The sequence below is a fragment of the Capnocytophaga sp. oral taxon 332 str. F0381 genome (genome assembly GCF_000318275.2).
GTDB lineage: Bacteria > Bacteroidota > Bacteroidia > Flavobacteriales > Flavobacteriaceae > Capnocytophaga > Capnocytophaga bilenii.
The window spans coordinates 145,960-170,864 of the sequence record NZ_KB291341.1; the positions used below are offsets into that span (position 1 = coordinate 145,960).

The 24,905-nt window shown below is 39.4% G+C and carries 26 protein-coding genes; 9 read left to right on the top strand and 17 right to left on the bottom strand.

Annotation, left to right across the window (positions count from 1 at the left end):
* The coding region (locus HMPREF9075_RS13610) for a hypothetical protein (protein ID WP_198144785.1) at positions 1 to 220 on the bottom strand (220 nt) is incomplete at its 3' end.
* Positions 221 to 412: 192 nt separating this feature from the next.
* On the opposite strand from HMPREF9075_RS13610, the gene HMPREF9075_RS10835 reads away from it, so the two are divergent.
* The 4 genes from HMPREF9075_RS10835 to rpmF all read left to right on the top strand — a co-directional run bounded on the left by HMPREF9075_RS10835 (position 413) and on the right by rpmF (position 3,660).
* Positions 413 to 2,011 (top strand): sensor histidine kinase KdpD, encoded by a 1,599-nt coding sequence (locus HMPREF9075_RS10835; RefSeq protein ID WP_009416649.1) that lies wholly within the window; start codon positions 413 to 415, stop codon positions 2,009 to 2,011.
* Positions 2,012 to 2,053: 42 nt separating this feature from the next.
* Positions 2,054 to 2,803 (top strand): response regulator transcription factor, encoded by a 750-nt coding sequence (locus HMPREF9075_RS10840; protein ID WP_009416650.1) that lies wholly within the window; start codon positions 2,054 to 2,056, stop codon positions 2,801 to 2,803.
* Positions 2,804 to 2,916: 113 nt separating this feature from the next.
* Positions 2,917 to 3,453 (top strand): DUF177 domain-containing protein, encoded by a 537-nt coding sequence (locus HMPREF9075_RS10845; protein WP_009416651.1) that lies wholly within the window; start codon positions 2,917 to 2,919, stop codon positions 3,451 to 3,453.
* 9 nt (positions 3,454 to 3,462) lie between these two features.
* A complete protein-coding gene (gene rpmF / locus HMPREF9075_RS10850) occupies positions 3,463 to 3,660 on the top strand; it encodes a 50S ribosomal protein L32 (RefSeq protein ID WP_009416652.1) in 198 nt (65 codons plus the stop codon).
* An 82-nt stretch (positions 3,661 to 3,742) separates the two neighbouring features.
* On the opposite strand, the gene HMPREF9075_RS10855 is transcribed toward rpmF, so the two are convergent.
* The 6 genes from HMPREF9075_RS10855 to HMPREF9075_RS10880 form a co-directional block, all read right to left on the bottom strand.
* On the bottom strand, positions 3,743 to 4,168 hold the full coding sequence (locus HMPREF9075_RS10855; protein WP_009751397.1) for a DUF5606 domain-containing protein: 426 nt from the start codon (positions 4,166 to 4,168) through the stop codon (positions 3,743 to 3,745).
* A gap of 33 nt (positions 4,169 to 4,201) precedes the next feature.
* Positions 4,202 to 4,792 (bottom strand): peptide deformylase, encoded by a 591-nt coding sequence (gene def / locus HMPREF9075_RS10860; RefSeq protein WP_034557587.1) that lies wholly within the window; start codon positions 4,790 to 4,792, stop codon positions 4,202 to 4,204.
* Between the two features lie 64 nt (positions 4,793 to 4,856).
* Entirely contained in the window at positions 4,857 to 5,945 is a 1,089-nt protein-coding gene (locus HMPREF9075_RS10865; RefSeq protein WP_009751399.1) for a bifunctional 3-deoxy-7-phosphoheptulonate synthase/chorismate mutase type II, read from the bottom strand.
* Positions 5,946 to 6,048: 103 nt separating this feature from the next.
* Complete coding sequence (locus HMPREF9075_RS10870; RefSeq protein WP_009751400.1) at positions 6,049 to 8,430, bottom strand: heavy metal translocating P-type ATPase; 2,382 nt, start codon at positions 8,428 to 8,430, stop codon at positions 6,049 to 6,051.
* Between the two features lie 44 nt (positions 8,431 to 8,474).
* Complete coding sequence (locus HMPREF9075_RS10875) at positions 8,475 to 9,353, bottom strand: carbohydrate kinase (RefSeq protein ID WP_009751401.1); 879 nt, start codon at positions 9,351 to 9,353, stop codon at positions 8,475 to 8,477.
* Positions 9,354 to 9,357: 4 nt separating this feature from the next.
* Complete coding sequence (locus tag HMPREF9075_RS10880; RefSeq protein WP_009751402.1) at positions 9,358 to 11,184, bottom strand: GH32 C-terminal domain-containing protein; 1,827 nt, start codon at positions 11,182 to 11,184, stop codon at positions 9,358 to 9,360.
* Positions 11,185 to 11,513: 329 nt separating this feature from the next.
* Between HMPREF9075_RS10880 and HMPREF9075_RS10885 the strand changes: the two genes are divergently transcribed.
* The 4 genes from HMPREF9075_RS10885 (at position 11,514) to HMPREF9075_RS10900 (ending at position 14,716) form a co-directional block, all read left to right on the top strand.
* Positions 11,514 to 11,885, top strand: a complete 372-nt coding sequence (locus HMPREF9075_RS10885) for a DUF2809 domain-containing protein (protein WP_034557563.1) — start codon at positions 11,514 to 11,516, stop codon at positions 11,883 to 11,885.
* A 96-nt stretch (positions 11,886 to 11,981) separates the two neighbouring features.
* Positions 11,982 to 13,091, top strand: a complete 1,110-nt coding sequence (locus HMPREF9075_RS10890) for an 8-amino-7-oxononanoate synthase (protein ID WP_009751404.1) — start codon at positions 11,982 to 11,984, stop codon at positions 13,089 to 13,091.
* A gap of 186 nt (positions 13,092 to 13,277) precedes the next feature.
* On the top strand, positions 13,278 to 13,505 hold the full coding sequence (locus HMPREF9075_RS10895) for a hypothetical protein (protein WP_009751405.1): 228 nt from the start codon (positions 13,278 to 13,280) through the stop codon (positions 13,503 to 13,505).
* 125 nt (positions 13,506 to 13,630) lie between these two features.
* Positions 13,631 to 14,716 carry an AAA family ATPase gene (locus tag HMPREF9075_RS10900; RefSeq protein WP_009751406.1) on the top strand — a complete coding sequence of 362 codons (1,086 nt, stop codon included), beginning with the start codon at positions 13,631 to 13,633 and terminating at the stop codon, positions 14,714 to 14,716.
* On the opposite strand, the gene HMPREF9075_RS10905 is transcribed toward HMPREF9075_RS10900, so the two are convergent.
* Genes HMPREF9075_RS10905 through HMPREF9075_RS10925 form a run of 5 tightly spaced genes read right to left on the bottom strand, consistent with a single transcriptional unit; the run spans position 14,713 to position 18,540 of the window.
* On the bottom strand, positions 14,713 to 15,753 hold the full coding sequence (locus tag HMPREF9075_RS10905; RefSeq protein ID WP_009751407.1) for a hypothetical protein: 1,041 nt from the start codon (positions 15,751 to 15,753) through the stop codon (positions 14,713 to 14,715). The genes HMPREF9075_RS10900 and HMPREF9075_RS10905 overlap by 4 nt on opposite strands.
* Complete coding sequence (locus HMPREF9075_RS10910) at positions 15,753 to 16,541, bottom strand: DUF6048 family protein (RefSeq protein ID WP_009751408.1); 789 nt, start codon at positions 16,539 to 16,541, stop codon at positions 15,753 to 15,755. The genes HMPREF9075_RS10905 and HMPREF9075_RS10910 overlap by 1 nt, the downstream gene beginning before the upstream one ends.
* Positions 16,507 to 16,977 (bottom strand): DUF6452 family protein, encoded by a 471-nt coding sequence (locus tag HMPREF9075_RS10915; protein ID WP_232305106.1) that lies wholly within the window; start codon positions 16,975 to 16,977, stop codon positions 16,507 to 16,509. Before HMPREF9075_RS10915 ends, HMPREF9075_RS10910 begins: the two co-directional genes overlap by 35 nt.
* Before the next feature lie 40 nt (positions 16,978 to 17,017).
* Positions 17,018 to 17,899, bottom strand: a complete 882-nt coding sequence (era, locus tag HMPREF9075_RS10920; RefSeq protein WP_009751410.1) for a GTPase Era — start codon at positions 17,897 to 17,899, stop codon at positions 17,018 to 17,020.
* Positions 17,900 to 17,904: 5 nt separating this feature from the next.
* Positions 17,905 to 18,540, bottom strand: coding sequence for a hypothetical protein (locus HMPREF9075_RS10925; RefSeq protein WP_034557591.1), 636 nt, complete (start codon positions 18,538 to 18,540; stop codon positions 17,905 to 17,907).
* Between the two features lie 97 nt (positions 18,541 to 18,637).
* On the opposite strand from HMPREF9075_RS10925, the gene HMPREF9075_RS10930 reads away from it, so the two are divergent.
* The gene (locus tag HMPREF9075_RS10930; protein ID WP_009751412.1) at positions 18,638 to 19,342 is read left to right on the top strand and encodes a cell division protein FtsQ/DivIB; all 705 of its coding nucleotides are present in this window, start codon (positions 18,638 to 18,640) and stop codon (positions 19,340 to 19,342) included.
* A gap of 12 nt (positions 19,343 to 19,354) precedes the next feature.
* Here the strand turns inward: HMPREF9075_RS10930 and rfbB are convergent, their stop codons facing one another.
* The 5 genes from rfbB to HMPREF9075_RS10955 all read right to left on the bottom strand — a co-directional run bounded on the left by rfbB (position 19,355) and on the right by HMPREF9075_RS10955 (position 24,712).
* Positions 19,355 to 20,347 (bottom strand): dTDP-glucose 4,6-dehydratase, encoded by a 993-nt coding sequence (rfbB, locus tag HMPREF9075_RS10935; protein ID WP_009751413.1) that lies wholly within the window; start codon positions 20,345 to 20,347, stop codon positions 19,355 to 19,357.
* Positions 20,348 to 20,352: 5 nt separating this feature from the next.
* Positions 20,353 to 20,793, bottom strand: a complete 441-nt coding sequence (locus tag HMPREF9075_RS10940; protein ID WP_009751414.1) for a type II toxin-antitoxin system VapC family toxin — start codon at positions 20,791 to 20,793, stop codon at positions 20,353 to 20,355.
* Positions 20,790 to 21,005, bottom strand: coding sequence for a hypothetical protein (locus tag HMPREF9075_RS10945; protein WP_009751415.1), 216 nt, complete (start codon positions 21,003 to 21,005; stop codon positions 20,790 to 20,792). Before HMPREF9075_RS10945 ends, HMPREF9075_RS10940 begins: the two co-directional genes overlap by 4 nt.
* 6 nt (positions 21,006 to 21,011) lie before the next feature.
* Positions 21,012 to 23,555, bottom strand: coding sequence for a GH92 family glycosyl hydrolase (locus HMPREF9075_RS10950; protein WP_009751416.1), 2,544 nt, complete (start codon positions 23,553 to 23,555; stop codon positions 21,012 to 21,014).
* A 128-nt stretch (positions 23,556 to 23,683) separates the two neighbouring features.
* A complete protein-coding gene (locus HMPREF9075_RS10955; RefSeq protein ID WP_009751417.1) occupies positions 23,684 to 24,712 on the bottom strand; it encodes a virulence RhuM family protein in 1,029 nt (342 codons plus the stop codon).
* Positions 24,713 to 24,905: the final 193 nt, after the last annotated feature.

The window sequence follows — 24,905 nt, forward strand, 5'->3', positions numbered from 1 at the left end:
AGCTGGCACAGCCGAGTATGTGACGAAGGATAAGTGATAGATAAGGGGTAGATAAGGGATAGATAAGGGGTAGATAAGGGGTAGATAAGGGGTAGATAAGCGATAGATGAGGGATAGATAAGCGAAGGATAAGCGAAGGATAAGCGAAGGATAAGCGAAGGAAAGTCGGCGAGCTGGCGCAGCGGAGTATGTGACGAAGGATAAGGCTTTTTTTATACATATAGCACGTTTTCCAAATTTAAACAACAATAAATTAAGAAGAAAATCTAAAAAAATCATACTGTTAAAATGAACGTAAAAAGCTGTATTATAAGATGTTAATGCAATTTACGAAAAAAAATCAATCTTAAAATAATGTTAATTTTTTAGGATATATTACTTTTTTTAAAATATTTTATATTAACTTTGCCGTGTGAATAAACGATTATACATAGTAGTCATTGTACTTACCACCCTTTCACTGATAGGTAGCGTAGTAATACAAGGTTATTGGATAAAATCGGCAATAGATAATAAAGAAGATACTTTTACATATTCTATTCAGCAGGTACTCAGTGTAGCAGCTAAAGAAATTGAGCAAAATGAAATAGATAAATATGTAACTAAAATTATGAACTTGCGCGAAAACGCCCTTCCTACCACGAAGGAAAACCATTTGCGTGAGTTTATTTACGTTCAAGAAAATAAAGATAATAAAGAAACTTTTATCTATAAGCACGGCGTTCTCGAGGAAGATTACTACTTCCCACCGAACAATCAAACAGCAGCACAGCTTGAAGTATATCCCCTTTCGGACACCATAGCTATGAAAAGGTATATAAGCCAAGAAAACCTGCAACGCCTTAAAGATAAAACCGCGGATAACCAAGCTCATAGCAATTTAGTAACCAACTATGAGAAACTCAGCGAGCTATCCGATATAGAACGCTTAATGATAGAAGAATCATTCAAAAGTATTATTCGCAAAAAATCTATTAACGATCGCGTAAATACCGATGATATAACACGATTACTGAAAAATTTGTTGAACAAAAGGGGGCTAAACCTGCACTTTGAGTGTGCCATTTATAACAAAAATGTACTCTCAAAAGTGCACAGCCGTTATTTTGAACCCAACGAAACAAAAGAATACCGAACAGTACTATTCGGTGGCAATAGCTCAGACGACTCACTATATGAGCTTGCAGTTATATTCCCCGAACGAGAACGTTTCGTCCTCTCATCAGTAATCAGTATAGCCACGCTATCAATGGTTTTTACACTAATGGTGATAGGAGTTTTTATCGTTACAATACACCAACTCATAACCCAAAGGCGTATTTCCGAAATAAAAACCGACTTTATAAATAATATGACACACGAGTTCAAAACTCCCATTGCAACAATGAGCTTAGTACTCGATAGTCTTAAAACAATCGGAAGCAACAATAATAACCCCGAAAAAATACTGCACTACGTAGAAATTCTCAAACAAGAAAACAAACGTATGCTAGCACAAGTAGAGAATATATTGCAAATCTCAAAACTCGAAAAAGGAAGTATGCAATTAGAACGCGAACCTATGGATGTGCACGAAGTCATTATCACAGCCATAAGTCACGTACAAACAATACTCAACGAACGACAAGGACAAATACACGTACACTTTCTAGCAAGCAATGGCGATATTTCAGCCAACGAATCACACCTAGTCAATGTATTTGTCAATGTCATAGAAAATGCAATTAAATACTCCCCCGAGCAGCCCGAAATAGATATTTATACCGAAAATATCAAAAACAAAATACTTATTCGAATTAAAGATAAAGGACAAGGAATGAGCAAACAGGCAGGAAAACATATCTTTGATAAATTCTATCGCGAGCATACCGGCGATTTACACAACGTCAAAGGACACGGGCTTGGGCTCGCCTATGTGAAAACAATAGTTGAGTACCATCAGGGTACTATAACTGTAGAAAGCGAAAAAGACAAAGGTAGCACATTTTTTATTAAGCTACCCACCATATAAGAACCTAAATATTAATTGTTAATTCTTAATTCATTTGTAACTATGAATGGAAACTATTATGCTCCAAAAACACCAGCTGAAAGCAAACGCATTCTATTGGTAGAAGACGATCCTAATTTTGGTACAGTACTAAAAGACTACTTGCTAATGAGTGGTTTTGATGTAGCTCTGGCAAAAAATGGAATGGAAGGATACGAAAAATTCAAAAAAGAAACCTTCGACCTATGCATCTTAGACGTAATGATGCCTTATAAAGATGGCTTTACGCTAGCCCGAGAAATACGCGAAAAAAATGAGAAAATACCTATTATTTTCCTCACAGCCCGCACTATGCGCGAAGATGTCATAAAAGGATATCGTTCTGGTGGAGATGACTACCTGAACAAACCCTTCGACTCCGAAATCTTGTTGATGAAAATACGCTCGATGCTGCAACGAAAAACCATCGAAACAATGATTGACAACAACAAATTTGAGTTTGAAATAGGTAAATTCTTCTTGAATACTAAATTGCGTATTCTTAAATACAAAGATGAAGAACCCGTAAAGCTATCTCCTAAGGAAAACGAATTATTACGACTTTTAGCACTACACACCGATGACTTTATGTCACGCGAGTTAGCACTTTCTAAAATTTGGAAAGATGATAACTATTTTACTTCGCGCAGTATGGATGTGTATATTGCTAAATTGAGAAAACTACTTAAAAAAGATAGTAAAGTAGAGATTTTAAACATTCACGGCGAAGGATTTAGATTGGTAGCCAACAAAGATACAGATAGCTTTGTATAGCTTTTTTTGCAAAAAACTTTGGTAGGTAAAAAAAAAGTATTAATTTTGCCGCTTGAAAACAATTCAGGTTGTTCAGAGAAGAGAGTGTTAAGCTTCTTCTCACATCATAAGCTATGAAAAAATTAAAAGAATACGATATTTCTTTTGTTGGCTTAAAGCAAGGTGAGCACCAATTTGAGTACAACATCAACAAAGATTTTTTACAACTCTTTAGTTTTGATGAAGTGAATGATATCAACCAAAAGGTTACAGTTCTTTTAAGTAAAAAGAGTACCTTTATGGAGTTACACTTCAAAAATGAAGGCACTGTAAATGTAAATTGTGATGTATCAAGCGAGCCCTTCAACCTTGCAGTACAGGGCGAATTATTATTGGTAGTAAAATTTGGCGATGCCTATAACGATGACGATGCCGAACTACTAATACTGCCTCACGGAGAGCATTTGCTAAATGTAGCACAATATATTTACGAGCTTATAGTCTTATCAATACCAGCTAAAAGAGTACACCCTGATGTGCTCAATGGCACGATGCAATCGGAGGTATTAGAACGGCTTAAAGCACTCGCCCCTTATGCTGAAGCTGAAGAAGAAAATAATGCAATAGATCCGCGCTGGGAAAGTTTAAAGAATTTAATAACAGATAAATAAAATTAAGTAATGGCACATCCTAAACGAAGACAGTCAAAAACAAGAAGAGATAAAAGAAGAACACACGATGTAGCGGTAGTTCCTCAAATAGCAAAAGACCCTGTAACAGGTGAAAATCACTTGTACCACCGAGCACATTGGTATGAAGGTAAATTGTATTACCGTGGTCAAGTACTTATTGATAACACAGCTGAAGCTGCTGAATAGTTTTTCAAGATTTTAATTTGGTTAAACAACAAAAAAGGACAATCACCCCGATTGTCCTTTTTTGTTGTTATTGAGTATTTGTTTATTCTGTAGCACTAGTAGTATCAGGAGTTGCCTCAGCTTCTTCTTCCAACAAACCTTTTTTCAATAAAAGGTTATACCACTGTATTACTTTCTTGATGTCGCTCGCATATACACGGTCGCGGTCGTAAGTAGGAAGTACTTCAGCAAAATAGCTTTCTAAAGTAGCTCCATCAGCTTTAGCAGATACTCGTGCTTCATTACCTTGCTCAAGATCCTTCATACTTTTGAAGATTTCTGCTAAAGGCACCTCTTTGTCGATAGTATAGATCGCAATCTCAGACAATAGACTCACATTGTTTCGTATCCCTACAGTGATGCGTTTATCGTCTGCTAATGAGGTAGCCAAAAAGCCACCGCGCGTTTGTACTTCTAAGCGATATAAGCCAGGTTTGCCCGATATGGCAAGTATTTTTGTTAAATTCATTATTAAGTTATTAATGTTATTAAGTTTAAACTATTATCTTTTACCTTTGAGTTCAGGAAACTTCATACGGTAATCTACATTTACTTTTCCTTTACTGATGTTAGCAAGTTTGCTTTTAATAAGCTGTTTTTTCAGAGAAGAAATTTTATCAGTGAATAAAATCCCTTCTATATGGTCGTATTCGTGTTGTACTACGCGAGCTGCCAATCCATTGAGGGTAAGCTTTTGAGGGTTAAAATTCTCATCAAGAAACTCAATAGTAATTTGCTCGTTTCTACTTACATCTTCACGCACACCAGGAATGCTTAAACAACCCTCGTTGAATAGCCATTTTTTACCTGTTTCCTCTGTGATTTTAGCATTGATAAATACTTTTTTGAATCCTAAAAGGAATTTTTGTTCCTCAGCAGTAAGGTCTTCATCATCAGCAAAGGGCGCAGTATCCACTACAAATAGGCGTATAGCCAAACCAACTTGAGGAGCTGCCAAACCTACTCCATTGGCGTTATTCATAGTGTCGTACATATTAGCAATTAACGATTTAAGGTCGGGGTAGGCTGGTGTAATATCTGTGCCTACTTTTCTAAGCACAGGGTCTCCGTAAGCAATAATGGGTAGAATCATTGTATTATTTTTTTTCATTGAGGGTGCAAAGGTACAAATAATTGGTCAATTAGCAAAGAGCTTACTAATTTGCAGCCCGTGTAACGCGTTCTTGTCTGTCGATAGACTCTTGGTGTATCGCTTTAAATATTTGTATTACAAACTCTTCGCTCAGGTTGTGTTGTTGTCCTTCTAATACTACTTTGCCTAATATTTCGTGCCAACGTTGATTTTGCAAAATAGCTACGTTATTAGCTTTTTTAAGTTTACCTATTTCTTCAGCTATTTCCATACGTTTTTTGAGTGTATCTAAAAGCTGGTCGTCTAAAATATCAATATGAGAGCGTAGTGTGCCTAGTTGGCTTAGGTAATCTTCTTCGGCAACTGAGGTTTTTCGTATGCGTAGGTCTTTCATTATCTGCACCAATTGTGCTGGTGTAACTTGCTGAGCAGCATCGCTCCAAGCCTCATCGGGGGTGCAGTGTGTTTCAATCATCAAACCATCAAAATTGAGGTCAAGAGCAGTTTGCGATACATCGAAGATAAGGTCGCGCTTGCCTGTAATATGCGAGGGGTCGCAGATGAGTGGCAAGAGAGGGAATTTGTTTTGCAGCTCAATTACCAACTGCCATTCAGGGATATTGCGGTATTTCGTTTTTTCGTAGGTAGAAAAACCGCGGTGTATTACGCCTAAGTTTTTAATATTGGCGCGTTGCAGGCGTTCTATAGCGCCTATCCAGAGAGCTAAATCGGGGTTTACAGGGTTCTTTACCAATACAATTTTATCAGTACCTTCCAATTCATCAGCTATTTCTTGGATAATAAAAGGGCTAACGGTAGAACGGGCTCCAATCCAAAGCATATCAATATCGTGCTCTAAGGCAAGTTTTACGTGGTCTTTATTAGCTACTTCGGTAGCTGTTTTAAGCCCTGTTTCTTCTTTTACACGTTGCAACCATTTTAGCCCAAGAGCACCAACACCTTCAAACATACCTGGGCGCGTGCGTGGTTTCCAAATACCTGCTCTGTAGAAAGATACATCTGTGTTTTTTAAACTATGAGCTATATTGAGTACTTGCGATTCTGTTTCCGCACTACAAGGTCCTGCTATTACCACAGGGTGATTTAGCTGCAAATCATCCAACCATTGTCGGTTTTCTTGTGTAATTTCCATTTTGTTATTTATTAGTCGTTAGTAATTATTGTTGGGTAATGGTGGTTAGATAGGGGCAAAGATAAGAAATAATGTTTAATTTTCCGTTAAAAATAAACTTTGCTTATAATTTTAGGCGTCTTAGCCGTAAAGCGTTGCCTATCACGCTTACCGAGCTGAAACTCATAGCCAATGCACCCAACATTGGTGATAGCAGAATGCCAAAGAACGGATAGAGAACACCTGCAGCCACAGGAATGCCTACTGTGTTGTATATTAGTGCAAAAAATAGGTTTTCGCGTATGTTTTTCACTACAGCTTTGCTCAATTTTTTAGCTTTTAGTATACCGCTAAGGTCGCCTTTTACTAAGGTAATTTGAGCACTTTCTATAGCCACATCAGTGCCTGTACCCATCGCAATACCCACATTAGCTTGTGCTAAAGCAGGAGCATCGTTGATGCCATCGCCTGCCATTGCTACTTTTTTGCCTTCAGCTTGCAAGCGTACGATCTCGTTGCGCTTGTCGTGAGGCAACATTTCGGCTTTGTAGTGCGCAAGTTGCATAGTTTGGGCTACTGCTTTGGCAGTGAGTGGGTTATCGCCGGTGAGCATTATCACTTCTACGCCTAAGTTTTGCAATTCTTGCAAGGCAGTAATCGCCGAAGGCTTTATAGGGTCGGTAATGGCTACTGCTCCCAAAAGGCTATGGCTATTGGCAATGAGCGAAATCGTTTTCCCTTGCTCTTGTTGTGCTGCAATAGTGCTTTGCTGTGCTTCGGTGAGGCTTATCCCTGCGGAAGCGAGCAGCTTTTGGTTGCCAAAATAGTAGTTATCTTGCTGAATAACAGCACTAACGCCTTGCCCTGTAATAGCTTTAAAGTTAGTAAAGGGTAGGGGGGTAATGCCTTTTGATTGGCAATAAGCATTAGTAGCTTTAGCAAGAGGGTGCTCAGAATGCTGATTCAAGGCGTATAATATAGGCAGCAGCTCGCTTTCAGCGGTATTGTTAAAGCTAATAACTTCACTTACTATAGGCTTGCCCTCAGTCAAGGTGCCTGTTTTATCTACTACCAAAGTATCTATTTTATTGAACTCCTCAATCGCTTCGGCTTCTTTGATGAGAATACCATTTTGCGCACCTTTACCTACACCCACCATTACCGACATTGGGGTCGCTAAACCTAAAGCGCAAGGACAAGCGATAATGAGTACAGCTATGGCGTTCAGCAAGGCGTAGGTATAGTTGTTTTCAGTAGCAAAAATAGCCCACACTACAAAGGTGAGTAGTGAAATACCTATTACAATAGGTACAAAATAGGCAGATATCCTGTCAGCCAATTTTTGTAACGGAGCGCGGCTTTGGCTCGCTTGCTGTACCATTGTGATAATCTGTGCCAAAAGGGTTTCAGAACCTACTTTCTTGGCTTGCATTACAAAAGATTGGTTGCCGTTGAGTGTCCCTGCCGATACGCTATCGCCTTCCCTTTTTTCTACGGCTATAGGCTCTCCCGTTAGCATACTCTCGTCTATAGTGGCATTGCCTTGTGTGATAATGCCGTCTACAGGTATTTTTTCACCTGGTTTTACCCGCAAAAGGTCGCCTATAAGTACCTCATCAATAGCTACTTCGGTCTCGTTATTACCTATAACTTTGGTTGCTTTGTTGGGGGTGAGTTTTAGCAATAATTTTATGGCTTGTTGGGTACGGCTGTGGGCATTAGCTTCCAAGAGTTGTCCCAAGAGTACCAAAGTGAGTATAACGGTTGCTGCTTCAAAATAGAGATGTACACGACCGTGCTCTTTGAATTGTTCAGGGAAGAATTGTGGAAAACACAATGCGAGAATACTGAGCCCCCAAGCCACACCCGCTCCTATGCCTATAAGGGTAAACATATTGAAGTTTTTGGTTTTCAGGCTTTTCCAAGCTCTGCCAAAAAACATAGCTCCGCTGTAGAACACTACGGGCAGCGATAGCACTGCCTGCACCCAGTCCCAATAGGCAGGGGGCATTATAGCATAAAGAGGACTCTCGTGCGACATTCCCACCATTGAAATTATAAAAATAGGAAGCGTACAAATAATGGCAATGAGCAACTTTTGCTGTAGTGAGCGGCGTTGCTTGTCTTCGTGCCCCTCTTGATGGGCAAGGCTTGCCTGCGGTACTAAGTCCATACCGCACACGGGGCAATTGCCTGGGTGGTCGTAGGTCTTGTTGCCCTCGCAGTGCATAGGGCAATAAAATACCGTCCCTTGGGGTGGTTTGTGTGTAGATTTTGTTGCTGTAGCACTTGTTGTAGGCGCATCAGCGGTAAGTGATAAACTATAATGAGTGCCGGCTAAGGCTTGCTGTAGGGTATCTAAAGATACGTTATTATGGGTCTTTACGGTCGCTTTTTTGCTACTAAAATCAACAGTAGCTTCAATTACTTCAGGGAGTTCATTGAGTTTTTTTTCAATAGTACGAGCGCACCCTGCACAGCCCATACCTTTTACAAAATATTCCATTTTTAGAATGATTGATGGTTGAAAATTAATAGGGATAATAAAGTTTATCTAAAAAGTTCTAAGTGGGCATCAGCCAAACGTGGCATCGCGCCGTGTTGCTGACATACATAGGCTGATACCTCAACAGCCAATTGGTGCGATTGTGCTATGCTGCGCCCGTTCAGGTACGAAGCCACAAAGGCTGCCGTAAATGAATCGCCTGCACCCACAGTATCGGCTATCGTAACTTTTGGAGTTGCCAAAAAAGACTTTTCGTAAGGTGTAAGTACATAGCTACCTCGTGTGCCTTTGGTGAGTATCAAAAATTTCAACTTGTATTTATCCAATAATTGCTGGCATAGCTCCTCATCAGTACCTTGTAGCTCAAATATTTCAGCAATTTTTACTATTTCTTCATCGTTTATTTTCAGTGCCGAAGCTTTATTGAGTGATGTTGTTATAATATCCTTGCTGAAGTATTTCAGCCGCAGATTAATGTCAAACACTTTTAGGCTATCGGCAGGCATCAGGTCTAAAAACTTGTGAATGGTAGCCCGTGATACCTCGTTGCGCTGTGCAAGTGAACCGAAACAAACGGTAGTTGTGTTTTTGGCTAAGTTTTCCAGCCGTGTGGTAAACGGAATATTATCCCAAGCAACGTTTTCGGTAATTTCATAGGTGGGGATACCTCTGCCGTCCAACTGCACTTTTACGATGCCTGTCGGGAAGTCGGTTTGCTCAATAAGGTAGTTAAGCTCTTTTTCTTCAAGGCTTTTCAGAATTTCTTTACCCAGCAGGTCATTGCCAATAGCGCTTACAGCATAGCCATTGAATCCAAATTGTGAAACGTGATAGGCAAAATTAGCTGGTGCTCCGCCTAATACTTTCCTTTCGAGGAATATATCCCAAAGAATTTCTCCTAATCCTACTACTGTATTTTTCATTCTTTTATTTTTTTAAGTAATTTTCAATTAAATAAGATATCGCCGTTTCACTTGCACTGAGTTTGTAAATAGTTACATTCTTGATGCTAAGCGTGCCTTTATCGGTTTTAAAACGGAGAGCGTTATAGGCTTCAGTAGGGAATATAGTGTTGGTTTGCACCACTTCTCCGTCATTTACAAATAGCTCGGTAGAGGCTTTATCTACTAAAAGACGTATCGTATAACTCTTTTTCGCTGTAAGAGGGGCTTTGATGAGCATTGCTGCAAAATTAGCATTGAAAGCCACACTACTTTTGGCGCGGTTGGTCACTAACGTCTTATTAGCGATGTCAAAAATGTAGGTAAGTTCCTCCCCTTTGTCATTTAGGAGCGAAAAGCTAAAGTTATCACTGCCGTTGGGGATAATACTAAAAGTGAGCTCGTAAGCACCATCGTTGTTATTCAGTAACTGCTCAAAAGTAGTGGTAGTAGCAGTTTTATTAGGCAAGCTAATAGTTTCACAGCGAAGGCGTTCTATCTCTTTTACAGGCTTGCTGGCTACTACTAAATGTTCGCCATTGTGGGCTAAATTCAGCGTGCGAGCTAGGGTCATTGCGTTGCGGAAGTTTGTAGTGGGCACTTCATTAGCATAGTCCCAATTGCTCATCCAGCCTATAAATAAGCGGCGTCCGTCTTCGGCAGGCACGTTGTTCCAAGTTACGCCAGCGTAGTTATCACGCCCATAGTCTATCCAAAGAGGGTAGGGCAGAGGGTCGGGGGTGAAAGTCTTGCCGTCAAAATTCCCAATGAAGTATTGTGTAGCACTACCACCATTGGGACTACCTGGGTTGATACTCACAAAAAGTACCCATTTGGTTTGTCCCTCATAAGTAAGCGGAAAGAGGTCTGGGCACTCCCATACCCCATCGTGGTTGCCTATCCCTTCACCAAACTCACTTAGCTGTGTCCATTCTTTCAAGTTTTTAGAACCGTAAAAAGTGATACTTTGGCTCGTAGCAAGGCTCATTATCCATTGTTGGGTAGGAGCATACCAAAACACTTTCGGGTCTCGGAAATCTACAATAGTAGGGTGAGTGAGCACAGGGTTACCTTCGTATTTAGTAAAGCTACGCCCGTTATCAAGGCTATAAGCTAATGATTGTACTTGTTGCTCACCTGCCGAGGTAAAAATAGCTACCATAGCATCTTTGCCAAAGCCTGCCGTATTATCTTTGTCAATCACTACACAACCCGAATAGATAGCCCCCAATTTATCAGGAGCCAACGCATAAGGAAGCTGCTCCCACTGCACTAAATCTTTGCTAACAGCGTGCCCCCAGTGCATATTTCCCCATTTGCAGCCGTAAGGATTGTATTGAAAGAAAAGATGATATTCACCCTTGTAGTATACCATTCCGTTAGGGTCGTTAGTCCAGCCATATTGCGGACTGAAATGATATAGCGGACGGTATTTTTCCTGATAAACAAAATTGTAGTTTGCCGATTGCTTAATTTTGCTGAATCCCATACGAGCGTTTTGAGCTTCGTTGAAAGAGAGGGTCAACTTTTTGCCCTTGTAAGCCTCTATCTCTATAGGTATCCAATAGTCAATTTGGTTTTGGGCAATCCTGATATTCATTAGTTCGCCTATGTTTTTTCCTTCCACCAAAAGTTCCATTTTCACTTCAGTAGCTTCGTTCTCTATAGGCAGCAATAAGTATTTTTGTTGTACCTCAATAGTATACATATACAAGTTATCAGCAAGTTTGTTTTGAGCAGGTTGCTCACAAGCAACTGCAAGAGCAAGAAGCCCTGCGGCAGTAAGTGTTTTTAGAGTGTTGTCGTTTTTCATAGTTTTCAATAATGAACGTTAATTTATCGTACAAAGGTAGTAAAAAATAACATAACCAACAAATAAAATAAAAACTTTTTTAATAGGGTTTGTATAGGGGTGAGTTATCTTTCGCTGAAGGTTCGCTTATCCTTCGCTCATCCTTCGTCACATACTCGGCTGCGCCAGCTCGCCGACTTTCCTTCGCTCAAGGTTCGCTCAAGGTTTAGGGAATTTTGAATTTTGAATTTTGAGTTTTGAAGTTAAACTTTTTTTGTATATTTGTGCGTGCTTTTTCAGAATAATAAAAAATCATATCTTTGACTATGTCGCGGAATAAGAATCATAAAATGGAAATAAAATTTAATAAAAAATATGCCTTATGGGCATTGGCTTTACTGGGGGTGGAGTTTCTTATTGCTACGGTGTTTCGCAGTATAGGCTTCATTAGGGGGTATATAGGCGATGTATTGGTGGTGATACTGCTGTACTACTTGGTTCTTTCGGTAGTGAAAGTAAGAAACAAACGTAAACTGATAGCTGGTATCTTTCTTTTTGCTGTATTGGTAGAGGTGTTGCAATACTTTGGGGTGGCTACTTATTTGGGTTTTGCAAAAGGTAGTTTGGGCTACATCATTTTAGGCAACCATTTTTCGTGGGGCGATATACTATGCTACGGCATAGGCTGCCTTATCTTACGTTTGACAATTCGACATTCATAAAATCATAAACCATTAAACATTATTTTGTATCTTTGCTTTTGTTTTCTTTTGAAGGGATAACCAAGAGTGTGCCCTAATCAAATCTAAAGATTGACTATGAACCATATACATAAAAAATTGGCTGAGCGCGCTCAAGCTAATGCGTTGCGCTCTTTACAGCAAAGGCATTTTACTACTGATTTTTATTCTAACGACTATATAGGCTTTAGCAGGAATAGTGCTATTGCACAGCGTGCTGATGAGATACTCGCTGCTTATCCTTTTCACAATGGTGCTACAGGTTCGCGCTTGCTCTCTGGCAACTTGCCTATTTTTGCTGATACCGAACGCCATATCGCTGATTTTCACCAAGCTGAAGCTGCCTTGCTTTACAATTCGGGCTATGATGCCAATGTAGGCTTTTTTTCGTGTATCCTCACTAAAGGCGATATTATCTTATACGATAGCTATTGTCACGCTTCTATACGCGATGGTATATCGCTAAGTTTGGCAAAGTCGTATAAATTCAGGCACAATGATTTGGCTCATTTGGAGGAGTTACTACAACGCTTTGCTACTGGCGAGGCTACTGTACTTATTGCTACTGAAAGTGTTTTTTCTATGGATGGCGACAGCCCGTATTTGCCTGATTTAGTGGCTTTTGCAGAGCGTTATGGTGCTTATGTGGCTATAGATGAGGCACACGCTTTGGGTGTTTTTGGGGAGTATGGCTGCGGCTTGGTGCAAGCTGAAGGTTTGGCACATCGTGTTTTTGCGCGTATTGTTACCTATGGCAAGGCATTGGGTGCTCACGGAGCTGCAGTAGTAGCGAGCGATGAGGTTGTGCAGTATTTGCTGAACTTTTCACGCTCTTTTATATACACTACGGCTATGTCGCCGCACAGCGTTGCGCTTATCAGGGCTGGTTATGAGCAGTTGCGTAGCACGGGGGCTATAGCTGGGTTGCAGGACAATATTCGTTACTTTAGGCAACAATTGGAGCAGCGGCAGTTAGACGGTTTTATAGACTCACAATCGGCTATACAAGCTAAAGTAGTATCGGGCAATGAGCGTGTAAAAACCTTAGCGGCAGAGTTGCAAAGCAAAGGTTTCGGGGTACTGCCCATACTATCGCCCACTGTACCCGCAGGGCAAGAACGACTGCGCATCTGTTTGCATAGCTATAATACTTTAGAGGAAATCTCGAGCTTAGTTGTTAGTGTTTAGTTCACTTGCAGAAGATATTTTCAGATAACGGCTCATATAGCTCATACGCACGCCTTTAATGAGTTTGAAAAGTATCGTATTGTATAGGAAAACTCTTCAAATCGGATTTTGATAGATTTATAGGGAGCCATCTGATAAGTTAAAAAAAAGTTGTATATTTGTCGCAAATTTTTAGAAGTTATTATTATGGAAACACTTACTATTAAACCACCTAAGGGAGTTAGCCTAAGTGATGCAAAAATAGCTCTCGAACGACTTAATTTTGAAATAATAGAAGAGCAGGAGTATACTATTTCTGATACTTATAAAAAAGAATTGCATAATCGCTTAAGAGAATGGGAGTTATCTCCAGAAACAGGAATATCTTTAGAAGAAGCCAGAAAATTAGCCTACGAGAACTATGGAAGAATATGAAGTGATACTTTCATCATTAGCTAATAAAGTGAGAAGATTATAATAATATTTTATTAAAAACCATTTAAGTTCTATTTAAAAGAAACAGAAAACCAATTTAATAGACTAATTAATAAATCAAATATATGTCAAACGTATTACGCCTTCCAGCCGAACAACTCTATGCCAATGAGTTGGAGGCTCTTAAGGAAGAAGATAAAAAAGAAGAAAAACCCATAGGGTGGCAACTCTCGCCCAAAGCAGTACTTAAATTTGTAACGGGAGGAACAGCTTGTGGCGTAAACATTACCCCCAAATACATAGGGCATAACCGCTTGGTAGAAATTGCTATTGCTACGCTCCTTACCGACCGCTCTTTGCTCCTTATAGGGGAACCTGGTACTGCTAAGTCGTGGCTTTCCGAAAACCTTACGGCAGCCATCAGCGGCGACTCGGGCAAGGTGATACAAGGTACCGCAGGCACCAGCGAAGAACATATTCGCTACTCTTGGAACTATGCGATGCTATTGGCTAACGGACCTTCTAACGAAGCACTGCTTAAATCGCCTATCTATCGCGCTATGGAAACGGGTAGCATTGCACGCTTTGAGGAAATCTCACGATGCGCCTCAGAAGTGCAAGATGCTCTTATCTCTATTCTTTCAGAAAAAACTATTGCTATTCCGGAACTTAGCAAAGAATTGCCTGCACAACGGGGCTTCTCTATCATCGCAACTGCCAACACTCGCGACCGAGGGGTAAACGAAATGTCCTCGGCATTGAAAAGACGTTTCAACATCATCGTACTGCCTGCTCCTGCTACCCTCGAAACAGAGGTATCAATTGTGAGCAAACGCGTAGCCGAAATATCAAGTAATTACAAGCTAAAAGCTGCGCTACCAAGCAGTGAAGCGATTGAGAAAATAGTTACTATATTCCGCGAATTGCGCAAAGGAGCTACCCTTGATGATAAACAAAAACTTAAATCGCCTAGTGGTGTTATTTCTACAGCCGAAGCTATATCGCTTATTACCAATAGTATGGCATTAGCAGGTAGCTTTGGCAACGGCATTGTAAGCGATGAAGATCTTGCTTCGGGGCTACAAGGGGCTGTTGTAAAAGACGAAGAGAAAGATAAAATGGTATGGAAAGAATACCTCGAAAATGTAATGAAGAAACGCGGAGCTGCGTGGCGTGAGCTATACAACCAATGCTCACAAATGAATGCTTAAAAAAGCCTAAAAAGCGTAATACGTTCGTTACCGGAAGCTATCATAGTATGCTCGTCAATAAATAGCAGAGCGTGATAGCTTTCGTTGGCGATGCGTTCCCAGCTGTCGGCCTTATCAGCAGAAAAGTAAATGCCATCAGCCGCTGCTGCCATTAGGGCATATCCTCTGCTATTGGGTATGTACTTCACGCAATTGGCATAACCCATCACCTTGTTGGTGGCAGGAGTACGCCAAGTTTTACCGCCATCGGCAGTGATGGCTATCGTACCCTGTTTATGAGTAGGATTTTCGTAATCTCCTCCTACTACTACCCCCGTTTGGTTATCGTAAAAATCAACAGAAAAAGCTCCTTGCGAGGCTTTCCCCTGAACTAATGGCAACACGGCTAATTCTTGCCATTTATACCCCTTATTATCCGAATAAAACACCCTGCTTTGGCTACCACCTGTTACTATCCACAATTTTTTTCCTACACGAGCCATTGCGGAATTGCTACCTGCAAAAATAGCTTCTCCTTCAGCCATTTTGGGCGTTTGCGACCAACTTTTCTTTTCCCATTGCAGCCCGCCGTTATTAGTAGTTAGCACCGATAATCGTCCTTCAATAGGGTCTCCTATCGCTATACCATATTGGTCGTCTATAAAGCACATTGCATCGTAAAACACTTCAGGGTGTTCTTCTCTATACACTTCTTTCATTCCTGTAGGGTCTGCTCTAAACAGCAAGGCAGGATTGGCTATAGAAAGCATAAAAAATCGCTCTTTAGTAGCTGCTACAGCCCTAAAATCGGATATTACTTGTATATTCTTCAAGTTATTAATCGCCATTGTTTGGTTTTGAGTATTGATAAAGCCAAAAGTAGCATCAGAACCCGCAAAAGCAACATTTTTATCTAAAAGAACCATCGCTCGTACGCTCACTTTAGGCAAATTAAAATCCTTCACTACTGCCAAACGGATGGTTTTTCCCTCATACGGATTGCTATTACCGCAGCCCGAAAGCAAGATTAATATAAGTAGTATTGTAAAATATCTCATTATTTTTTGCTAATAGAAGTTTCTTTATTCTTTTTGTAAAGGGGTATCAGGTAGCTAAAAGTATAGTTAAAGTTAGTGCCAAATCGGCTATTTTCATACACACGCCCAAAAGCAGGAATATAATAATTAGGGAAGCCCGAAGCATCGGTTTGCAATACCAAGCAGCCCACGTGCATACTGATACCAGCATAGAAATTGCGCAATAGTTCCGCCTTTAGTCCTATTACTACTTCCAACCAATGTGCTGTACGACCATTGTAGGTTCGCAACCAAGACGGATTAGTCCCCACAACAGATTCATCGAAATACTGATTATCTTTATACAAAGTATAAGAGGTAAGCTCTTGCGAAAAAAGCGAAATTCCATAGCGTGCCCCCACGTATATCATATTTTCCATACCATACCAATTGCCATAGCTATTATAGTCAAAGCCCAAGCGCAAATACTGTCCTTGGGTAGTGTACGCAAAAAAATCTTCAGTAGTAGCTTTGCGTTCAAAACCTATTTCGGCAGCAGCATAATAATTCTGGCTGAGCCTATAGTCGCCTACAAACTCCACGCCATAGTAATCTTTATTGAAAAAAGGAATAATAAGCCTACTGATATCGGCACCCACACGCAACCCGTAACGCTGTTTATAAGTGGGTGCTGCCTGCTTGCTGGGCAAGGCAATAGAAGTAGTTTTAGTAGCCGTTTTGGTAGTAACCGTCTGCGTTTGAGCTTGAGCCATCGCAGGTAGTAACAGCACAATACTAATGATATAAATGAATATGAGCTCTTTTTTCATTATCAACTGTTGAATTTTGAATACGAATACCTTTTAGCCAAGAAGTAGTGGGACTAATAGTCGCAGTAAGAGTGCTATAGGTAGTTTTAATACCACAAGCCTTACTTACAAAAGTTTCGTGAGTTTGGTAGCTAAGCGTAAGCGTAGCGGTACGGGTTACGTTGCCCGTTTCTATTTTCTGAAGTACGTACACGGTAGGATTAGTAAGGCGCAAAGGCAAAGCCAATGAGTCGGTAGTAGCATTGGTAACTAACGCTTTAGAGCTACCCTCAGCATAAACAGTCAAGTTCGTAACACTAAAAGGGGAACGAAGCTGGTTGGGGTCGTAAAAACGCACCAATAAGCGGGGGGTATTGACTTTGCGGTCGCATATCTCATCCGATTCGCAACCCACCACTGCCATAGCAGCCAATATGATAAATAATATCCTTTTCAAATGATAATAGTTTATAAATCCAACAACTAATTCGTAACTACTAATTTATTGCATAGCCAAAGCGCCTTAGTTGTCGCTCATTACTACGCCAATCTTTATTTACCTTCACAAATAATTCCAAATGAATTTGTTTTCCGAAGAATTTTTCCATATCAGCCCTTGCTGCAATACCTACGCGCTTTAGTGCCTCGCCTCTGTGCCCTATGATGATTCCTTTTTGGCTATCACGCTCCACCATTATTACTGCACGAATATGAATAATAGTCTCACTATCAGCAAAACTTTCTGTTTCTACCTCTACCGAGTAAGGTATCTCTTTTTTGTAGTGTAACAATATCTTTTCACGTATAATTTCATTTACAAAAAAGCGTTCAGGCTTATCCGTAAGCTGGTCTTTAGGAAAGAAAGCAGGCGATTCAGGCAATAGTTCCAAAATACGATTGAAAACCACATCTGTATGAAAGGAATGCAAAGCCGAAATAGGGTATATTTCAGCTTTAGGCACTTGGGCTTGCCAATAAGCTACTTGCTCCTCAAGCAATTGTTGGTCAGTAGTATCAATCTTATTGATAAGCAATAGGACAGGCACTTGCAAAGTGTTTATTTTCTTGAAAAACGTTTCATCTTTCAGTTCTTTTTCGCCTACTTCTACCATATAGATTAGAATATCAGCATCTTCAAAAGCCGACTTTACGAAGTCCATCATCGAGGCTTGTAGTGCATACGAAGGCTTGATAATACCGGGGGTATCCGAAAAAACCACCTGAAAATCATCGCCACTTACAATACCAAAGATACGATGCCTTGTAGTTTGCGCCTTCGAGGTAATAATAGAAAGTTTCTCCCCTACAAATGCATTCATCAATGACGATTTTCCCACGTTGGGATTCCCTATAATGTTTACAAAACCAGATTTATGCATTTTTTTTAATTTTCTGAAGCTAATTTCTTAATAGAATCTACCATTCCTTTACCCCAATGTGGGTGATTAGGGGTTTTAGGAGTAAAAACCTCATATTTTTGAGTAGCTCTATCCAAAAAAGGTTTGGCTTTCTCAGCACCACCACCAAATACTTTCGGCGTAAAGAAAATACCTATAGCACGTATCACATAAGGGCGTGGGTTGTCTGCATTTGCCTTAATTGCTTTATCGATGTATTCTTTGCTTATTTTACCATATTTAGACCCTCTGAACATAGGGTTCACCTTCACCTTTGTACTGTACAAATAAGCATAAAGCGCATTAATTTCCGAAACATCAGCGTCTTTGAGCCCCTCTGCTATTTTCAAATATTTTTCTGCCTGATTGCAATAAGTATCTATTACATCTCCTTGTGAAAGATCGGCTATACGAATATTCACATAAGCCGTATAGTAATTGGCAAGCCAATTAGTAGGAGCAGCCAGAGCAACACGTTCAAAATCATTTGCCAAAGGTTGTAATTCAGGTGTTTTATAGCTCTTATCAAGCACTTTAATTTTTTCGGTAAGCATCGTTTCTACATCCTGAGCCAAGCCCATCAAGCCCACCAACAAACAGCATAACGTTACAATACGTTTCATAGTATAATGATTTAAATTGCGCAAATGTACAAAATTATTGATAATAAGCAATGATACTTTCAGAATTGTTTTATACCTTTGCAAAAAATCAGATAATATGCACCCTAAAAAAGTATTAAAATTATTGGTTATCATATTTTTACCTCTTTCAATACAAATTCTCGCTGTCAATAAAAACAAAATGCGTTTAGTAAAAGAAGTAGTGATAGACCATCAGGATAGCAATATGTTCATCACCGATGAAGAAATACACCGCAGCATTATCAAAGACCCTATGGCACCTATGCCTTTAGGATTATTACGCCTACACGAATTTGAAAATATATTGGATAACAATGATATGATTGAAAATTCCGAAGTGTTCTACACCATAGATGGTACTTTACATATCAAAGTAAAACAACGCGACCCTATTGCCCGCATTTACGATGGTGATAAAACCTATTATATGGATAATCAAGGTAAAAAAATGCCATTATCAAAATCTTTTTCAGCCCGCGTACCCATTGTAAGAGGCGAAATCAATAAATATTGGGATACTACCTACCAGCTAATGATGTTTATTCTAAATGACACTTGGCTTACCGAAAATATCACCGAAGTAATCGTAAAAAACAATGGAGAATACGACTTTTATATGCGTATTCCCCATTTTAGAGTTTCTTTCGGTAAATATGAAAACGAAATGACCAAAAAAGCCAACCTAAAAGCCTTCTACAAACTACTTGAAAATACCAACCAGCTAAACGAGTACAGTATCGTCAATCTTAAATACAGCAATCAAGTAGTATGCAAACGCTAATCGTTCAATTTTTTATAATTGGCTGAGGTACCACTTTACTGTTTTCTGTATTCCTTCTTCAAATTGTAATGAAGGCTCCCACCCTAACTCATTCTTTAGTTTCGTAGCGTCAATAGCATAACGAAGGTCGTGCCCTGCACGATCAGTTACAAAAGTAATGAGTTTTTCAGAAGTACCCTCTGGGCGCCCTAATTGTTTATCCACCTCCTTGATAATTACCCTTACCAAGTCGATATTACGCCATTCGTTGAAGCCTCCAATATTGTAGGTGTCACCATCTTTCCCTTGGTGGAAAATCGTGTCAATAGCACGAGCGTGGTCTTCTACAAATAGCCAATCGCGTATATTTTCCCCTTTGCCATAAATAGGCAATGGTTTGTTATTCACTATATTGTAAATACACACAGGTATTAACTTTTCTGGGTATTGGTGCGAACCATAATTATTAGAACAGTTAGAAATCACCACAGGTAATTTATAAGTATTATGGTAAGCCCGTACAAAGTGGTCTGATGAGGCTTTAGATGCCGAATAAGGCGATTGGGGGTCATAAGGCGTTTGTTCTGTAAAAAGCTCTTCTCCCATTTCCAATGCTCCGTACACTTCATCAGTAGAAACGTGGTAAAAGCGCTTTCCTTGCATATGGTCTTTCCACGCCTCGCGAGCAGCCTGCAACAAGCTAAGCGTACCCATCACATTAGTTTTAGCAAAAATGAAAGGGTCTTCTATACTTCTATCCACGTGACTTTCAGCAGCAAGGTGGATTATACCATCAATTTTCTTTTCGGCTATAAGCGTTTTCATTGCCTCATAGTCACAAATATCTGCTTGTACAAAAGAATAATTAGTAGCTTGAGCTACATCAGCTACATTGTCTAAGTTACCCGCATAGGTAAGTTTATCCAAGTTGTAAATGTGGTATTCGGGATATTTTGTTACAAATAACCTTACCACGTGAGAGCCTATAAAGCCAGCTCCTCCTGTAATCAGAATATTTCTTTTCATTTATTTTATTTCGTGCTACGTTTGTTATATAATACGGTAATTCCTTGAGATATATATTCAGGGAACTTATCATCACAACTAATGATAGGCATTTGTTCACTTATAGCGTGAGCCATAATTGCAAGGTCATTAGGGTCTTTATGATTAGGTACAAAAGTCAGCCTACTTGCAATACGTGCCTCTCTACGTTCAAAGGGAAGTACTTCTATAGCAGACAAGCTGTATGATATACTATCAATAAATTTATCTCCTGTATCAAAGATATCGTAATCAATCTCTTTTATTTTCCTTCTACGATAGAGCTGAGCAATTTCTAACAATGATATTGTACTTGCAAAAAAGCTATTCCTATTATCTCTAAGAATACTTAGTATAGTTGGTTTTAATTCATTTTCCCTATTGAAAAACAATATAAGAATAATGTTGGTATCTAAAAAGTAATTCATTCCTCGTCTAAATCTTCCTCCTGCATCAATTTCACCCACATATTAGAGCCAAATATCAAGTCCTCAGCCTCTTTATTACTTATCATATATCGCGGAGGTCTCTTTTTATTCTCCATTATACAGTCCCAAAGCGACTTCTTTTTCTTTTGAGTTATCTCTTTTTCTTTTTCTTGCTCCATAACTTCAGGAGCTTCCAATATTGTTGCTTCCATAACGATCTATTTATCTGTCATTTCAAACACCAATTCACCACCTTTTAGTAGGTCATCGTGCGAAATATACCATTGGTTATAAGCCTTGCCATTAAGCATAACCGATTTTATATATTTATTGTCTTTAGACACATTTTTAGCAATGATTGTAAAAGTCTTCTCATTAGGCAAATGTATGGTTACCTTATCAAATAGCGGGCGACCAAACTGGTATTCTCCCGAAGCAGGATTCATAGGATATAAGCCCATTGCACTCCAAATATACCAAGCCGACATCTGTCCGCAATCCTCATTACCACTCAATCCGTTAGGAGTAGTGTTATACTGCGTTTGTAAGATACGATCCACCCAATACTGTGTTTTCTTAGGTTGCCCTGCCTCGTTAAACATATAAGCTATGTGGTGGCTTGGCTCGTTGCCGTGTGCATATTGCCCTATAAGCCCAGATATATCTGCAGAAACATTATCTCCCGTAATTTCCGAACTTTCAGTAAAGAGTTTTTCCAAATGATTTAAAAAAGGCTGATTACCACCAAACAAACTGATAAGTCCTTTTACATTATGAGGTACAAACCAACTGTGCTGCCAAGCGTTACCTTCGGTATAGTCGGTGTTTTCGCGGTGGTCAGAACGCTTAGGGTCAAAAGGGGTACGCCATTTGCCATCAATGCTTTTTCCTCGCATAAAGCCCGTTTCTTTGTCAAATAAGTGAGCGTAGGCTTCTGAGCGTTTCAAGAAAAACTCAGCGTCTTCTGTTTTGCCCAATGCCTTTGCCATTTGTGCCACACACCAATCGTCATAAGCGTATTCAAGCGTAATGGTTACCGATTCGTCTACCCCTGCATTATATGGTATATATTCATATTTTTTGTAAGCTTTTAGTCCACGTGCATCTTGCATCATTGTGGTTTTCATAGCCTCGTATGCCTTTTCAGCATCAAAGCCTCGTATGCCTTTTAGGTAGGCTTCAGCAATTACCGCAACCGAATGGTATCCTGTCATCGTATCAGTTTCATTGCCGTAAAGTGTCCAAACAGGCAATACCTTGTGCACTTGATAGTACGCCAGCATCGAGTTGATAATATCAGCAGTTACTTTAGGTTGCAAAAGCGTAAGCAGCGGGTGTTCAGCACGGAAAGTATCCCACAAAGAAAGCGTAGAGTAAGCCACACCCTCTGTTTTAGCAATAGAGTCATTTTCAAGCCTAAATTGCCCGTTCTTATCCGAGAATGTTACAGGAGCTACCTGTGCGTGATAGAGAGCTGTATAGAAAATCGTTTTAAGCGAATCTACCGGTGTTTCCACAACTATACTACTAAGCGTTTTTTCCCATTGTTGCTGAGTTTCTTCTTTCACTTTATTAAAATTAGGAGAATGAGATTCGTCAGCTATTTGTTGAATATGACTATTTTCTAAAGTCATTTTCATTCTTGATCTAAACATAGACTCATTACCACTCTTTAAACTTCCTATTGCTTTATCTACAAAATCAGCACGCTGTTGTATTTTAGGATCATTAGTATCTGCCATTTTTTCAAACCCTAAATTCTCTAAAGCATTATCTTCATTTACAGATGAAAGAGCCACTTTCACTTCAAGAATATCACTCTCATTATTAAAGAAAAACTGACCTGAAGGAATCTGTCTCACTTTATCCAAGATATGAGGATTAGGCTCAAAAGTCATAAATGTTTCAACCTGTTTTTCCTTTTCTTTTTCTTTTATTTCTTGTACATATGCCTCTTCAATTTTTCTTACTCTATCTATTTGTTTGAGCTCATTAGGGTTTTTAGTTGTAATGACCTTATTGAGATTTGCTTTTGTAATAGGTTTAGAAAACTGAATAGCAAAGTATACTTTTTGATTTTTAGCCCAGCCCTCACTATAGCGATAGCCTGTAATCAAATAGTCCGATTCTTGTTGTATATAGGTTACTATAGGGCTATCCCAGTTGATAGCAAATCCTAAGTTGAGGATTACCGATTGTTCCGCACCCTTTTCAAAAGTATAACGATGCACCGCGTAGCGTTGTGCAGCTGTAAGCTCTACATTCACCTTAGGGTCTTCTAAATACACCTGATAATAACCAGGTTCTGCTTTTTCGTTTTTATGGCTATAGCGTGATTTATAAGGCACCATATCGCGAAACTCTTTAGCATTAACTGGGTATTGTTCTTTGCGCCCGTATTTGAGTGTGCTGAGGTCATATTCTTTAGTAGTAGGCATCAGCAAAATATCATTAAGGTCGCCGATACCCGTACCACTAAGGCTCAAATGCCCAAAACCTACCATCAAGCTATCGGAATGGTGATAGCCCGAGCACCAATCCCAATGGCTCAAACCATTCACAGGGCTCACCTGTATCATTCCAAAAGGCGTAGTAGCCCCAGGGTAAGTATGTCCGTGTCCCCCCGTACCAATAAACGGATCTACATAGCTAATAAGCGGTTTTTGAGGCGCTTCATTCACCCCTTCATTTACAGTTTTAGGCTGATTACAAGCCCACAAGCAAGCACCTACCGCTGCCAAATAAATATGTTTCAATTTCATCTTATTACATTAACGGTTAATTAATGAGGCAAAGATACAAAATAAAGTTTAATTATCACCCTCATAAGCATTATTTTTTACTCACCCTCCGTGCCTTCTGAATTTATCTTCTACTATTATTCCTACTATTATTCATTGTTTATAAGTTTTATATCTTTTTCCAAAGCCTCTATTTCTTTTAAATCGTACAAATCGGCTTGTTGTGCCTCGAAATGTTTGCGTTTGCTATCAAACGCTTCATATACTTTGCCTACGAGCCTTTTCATTTGTTCATTGCTAATACTACCATTGCCTTTAAGAAGTTCTTTGTCATTAAAAGTTATGATTTTATCTATATTCTCTCTCCAAAAATCCATAGTAATATCCTGCCTATTTTTAGCTCGCAATTCTGCCGATTCTAAGAATACCATCACAAAGCGATTAAGTGTATCTATTTCATCTTCTGTAAGATAGTTTTTAGCGGTATAAATATCCCCTTTTCTTACTACTGAACCTTCCCAAGAGGTAAGCGCCATATTGTTTTTAGAAGCATCAGCACGGCTCACTACTATTTCTGCAGCGGTCTGTCCTGTAATAGCATAAAGTATTTTATTCTGTGTTTGAGCATAAAACATTTGTGTAGCTTTATCAGTTGCATCGTAATCGCTACTAAGCATAAAGAGGTCTCTTACTTTTTGATAAAAACGCTTTTCAGAGGCTCTTATATCACGAATACGAGCCAAAAGTTCATCAAAATAATCAGGTCGTCCGTCTGGATTTTTCAAGCGTTCATCGTCCATCATAAACCCTTTAACCATAAATTCTTTCAGATGTTGATTTGCCCATTGTCTGAACTGTACTCCTCGCTTACTTCGCACCCTAAAACCAATAGCAAGAATCATTTCTAAACTATAAAAAGTAACCTCATAATCCTTCCCATCTGAAGCAGTTGTCAAATAATTTTTGACAACTGCTTTTTCATCTAATTCCTTATCTTCCAGAATGTTAATTATGTGATAGCTAATACTTTGCTTAGAGGTGTCAAAAAGGTCAGCCAGCTGATTTTGGTTCAGCCATATCGAGCCGTCTTTGGCATACAAAGCTATTTTTACTTTGTTGTCATTGGTCTTATAGATAATAATATCCTGATCTGTTTCCTTTGTTCTTTTACTACTCATTTTCTATTATCTTTTTTAGTTGTGAAATAGCTTCATTTATATTTGCCGCTTTTTTCATAATTGCGACTTATACGAAGTTGCAAAGATATAAAAATAATGGTTATTTGTCAATAATCAATGATTAATTTTAGGTGCCGCCAATTCAAAATTCAAAATTTCCCCCAGCGAACCTTGAGCGAAGGATGAGCGAAGG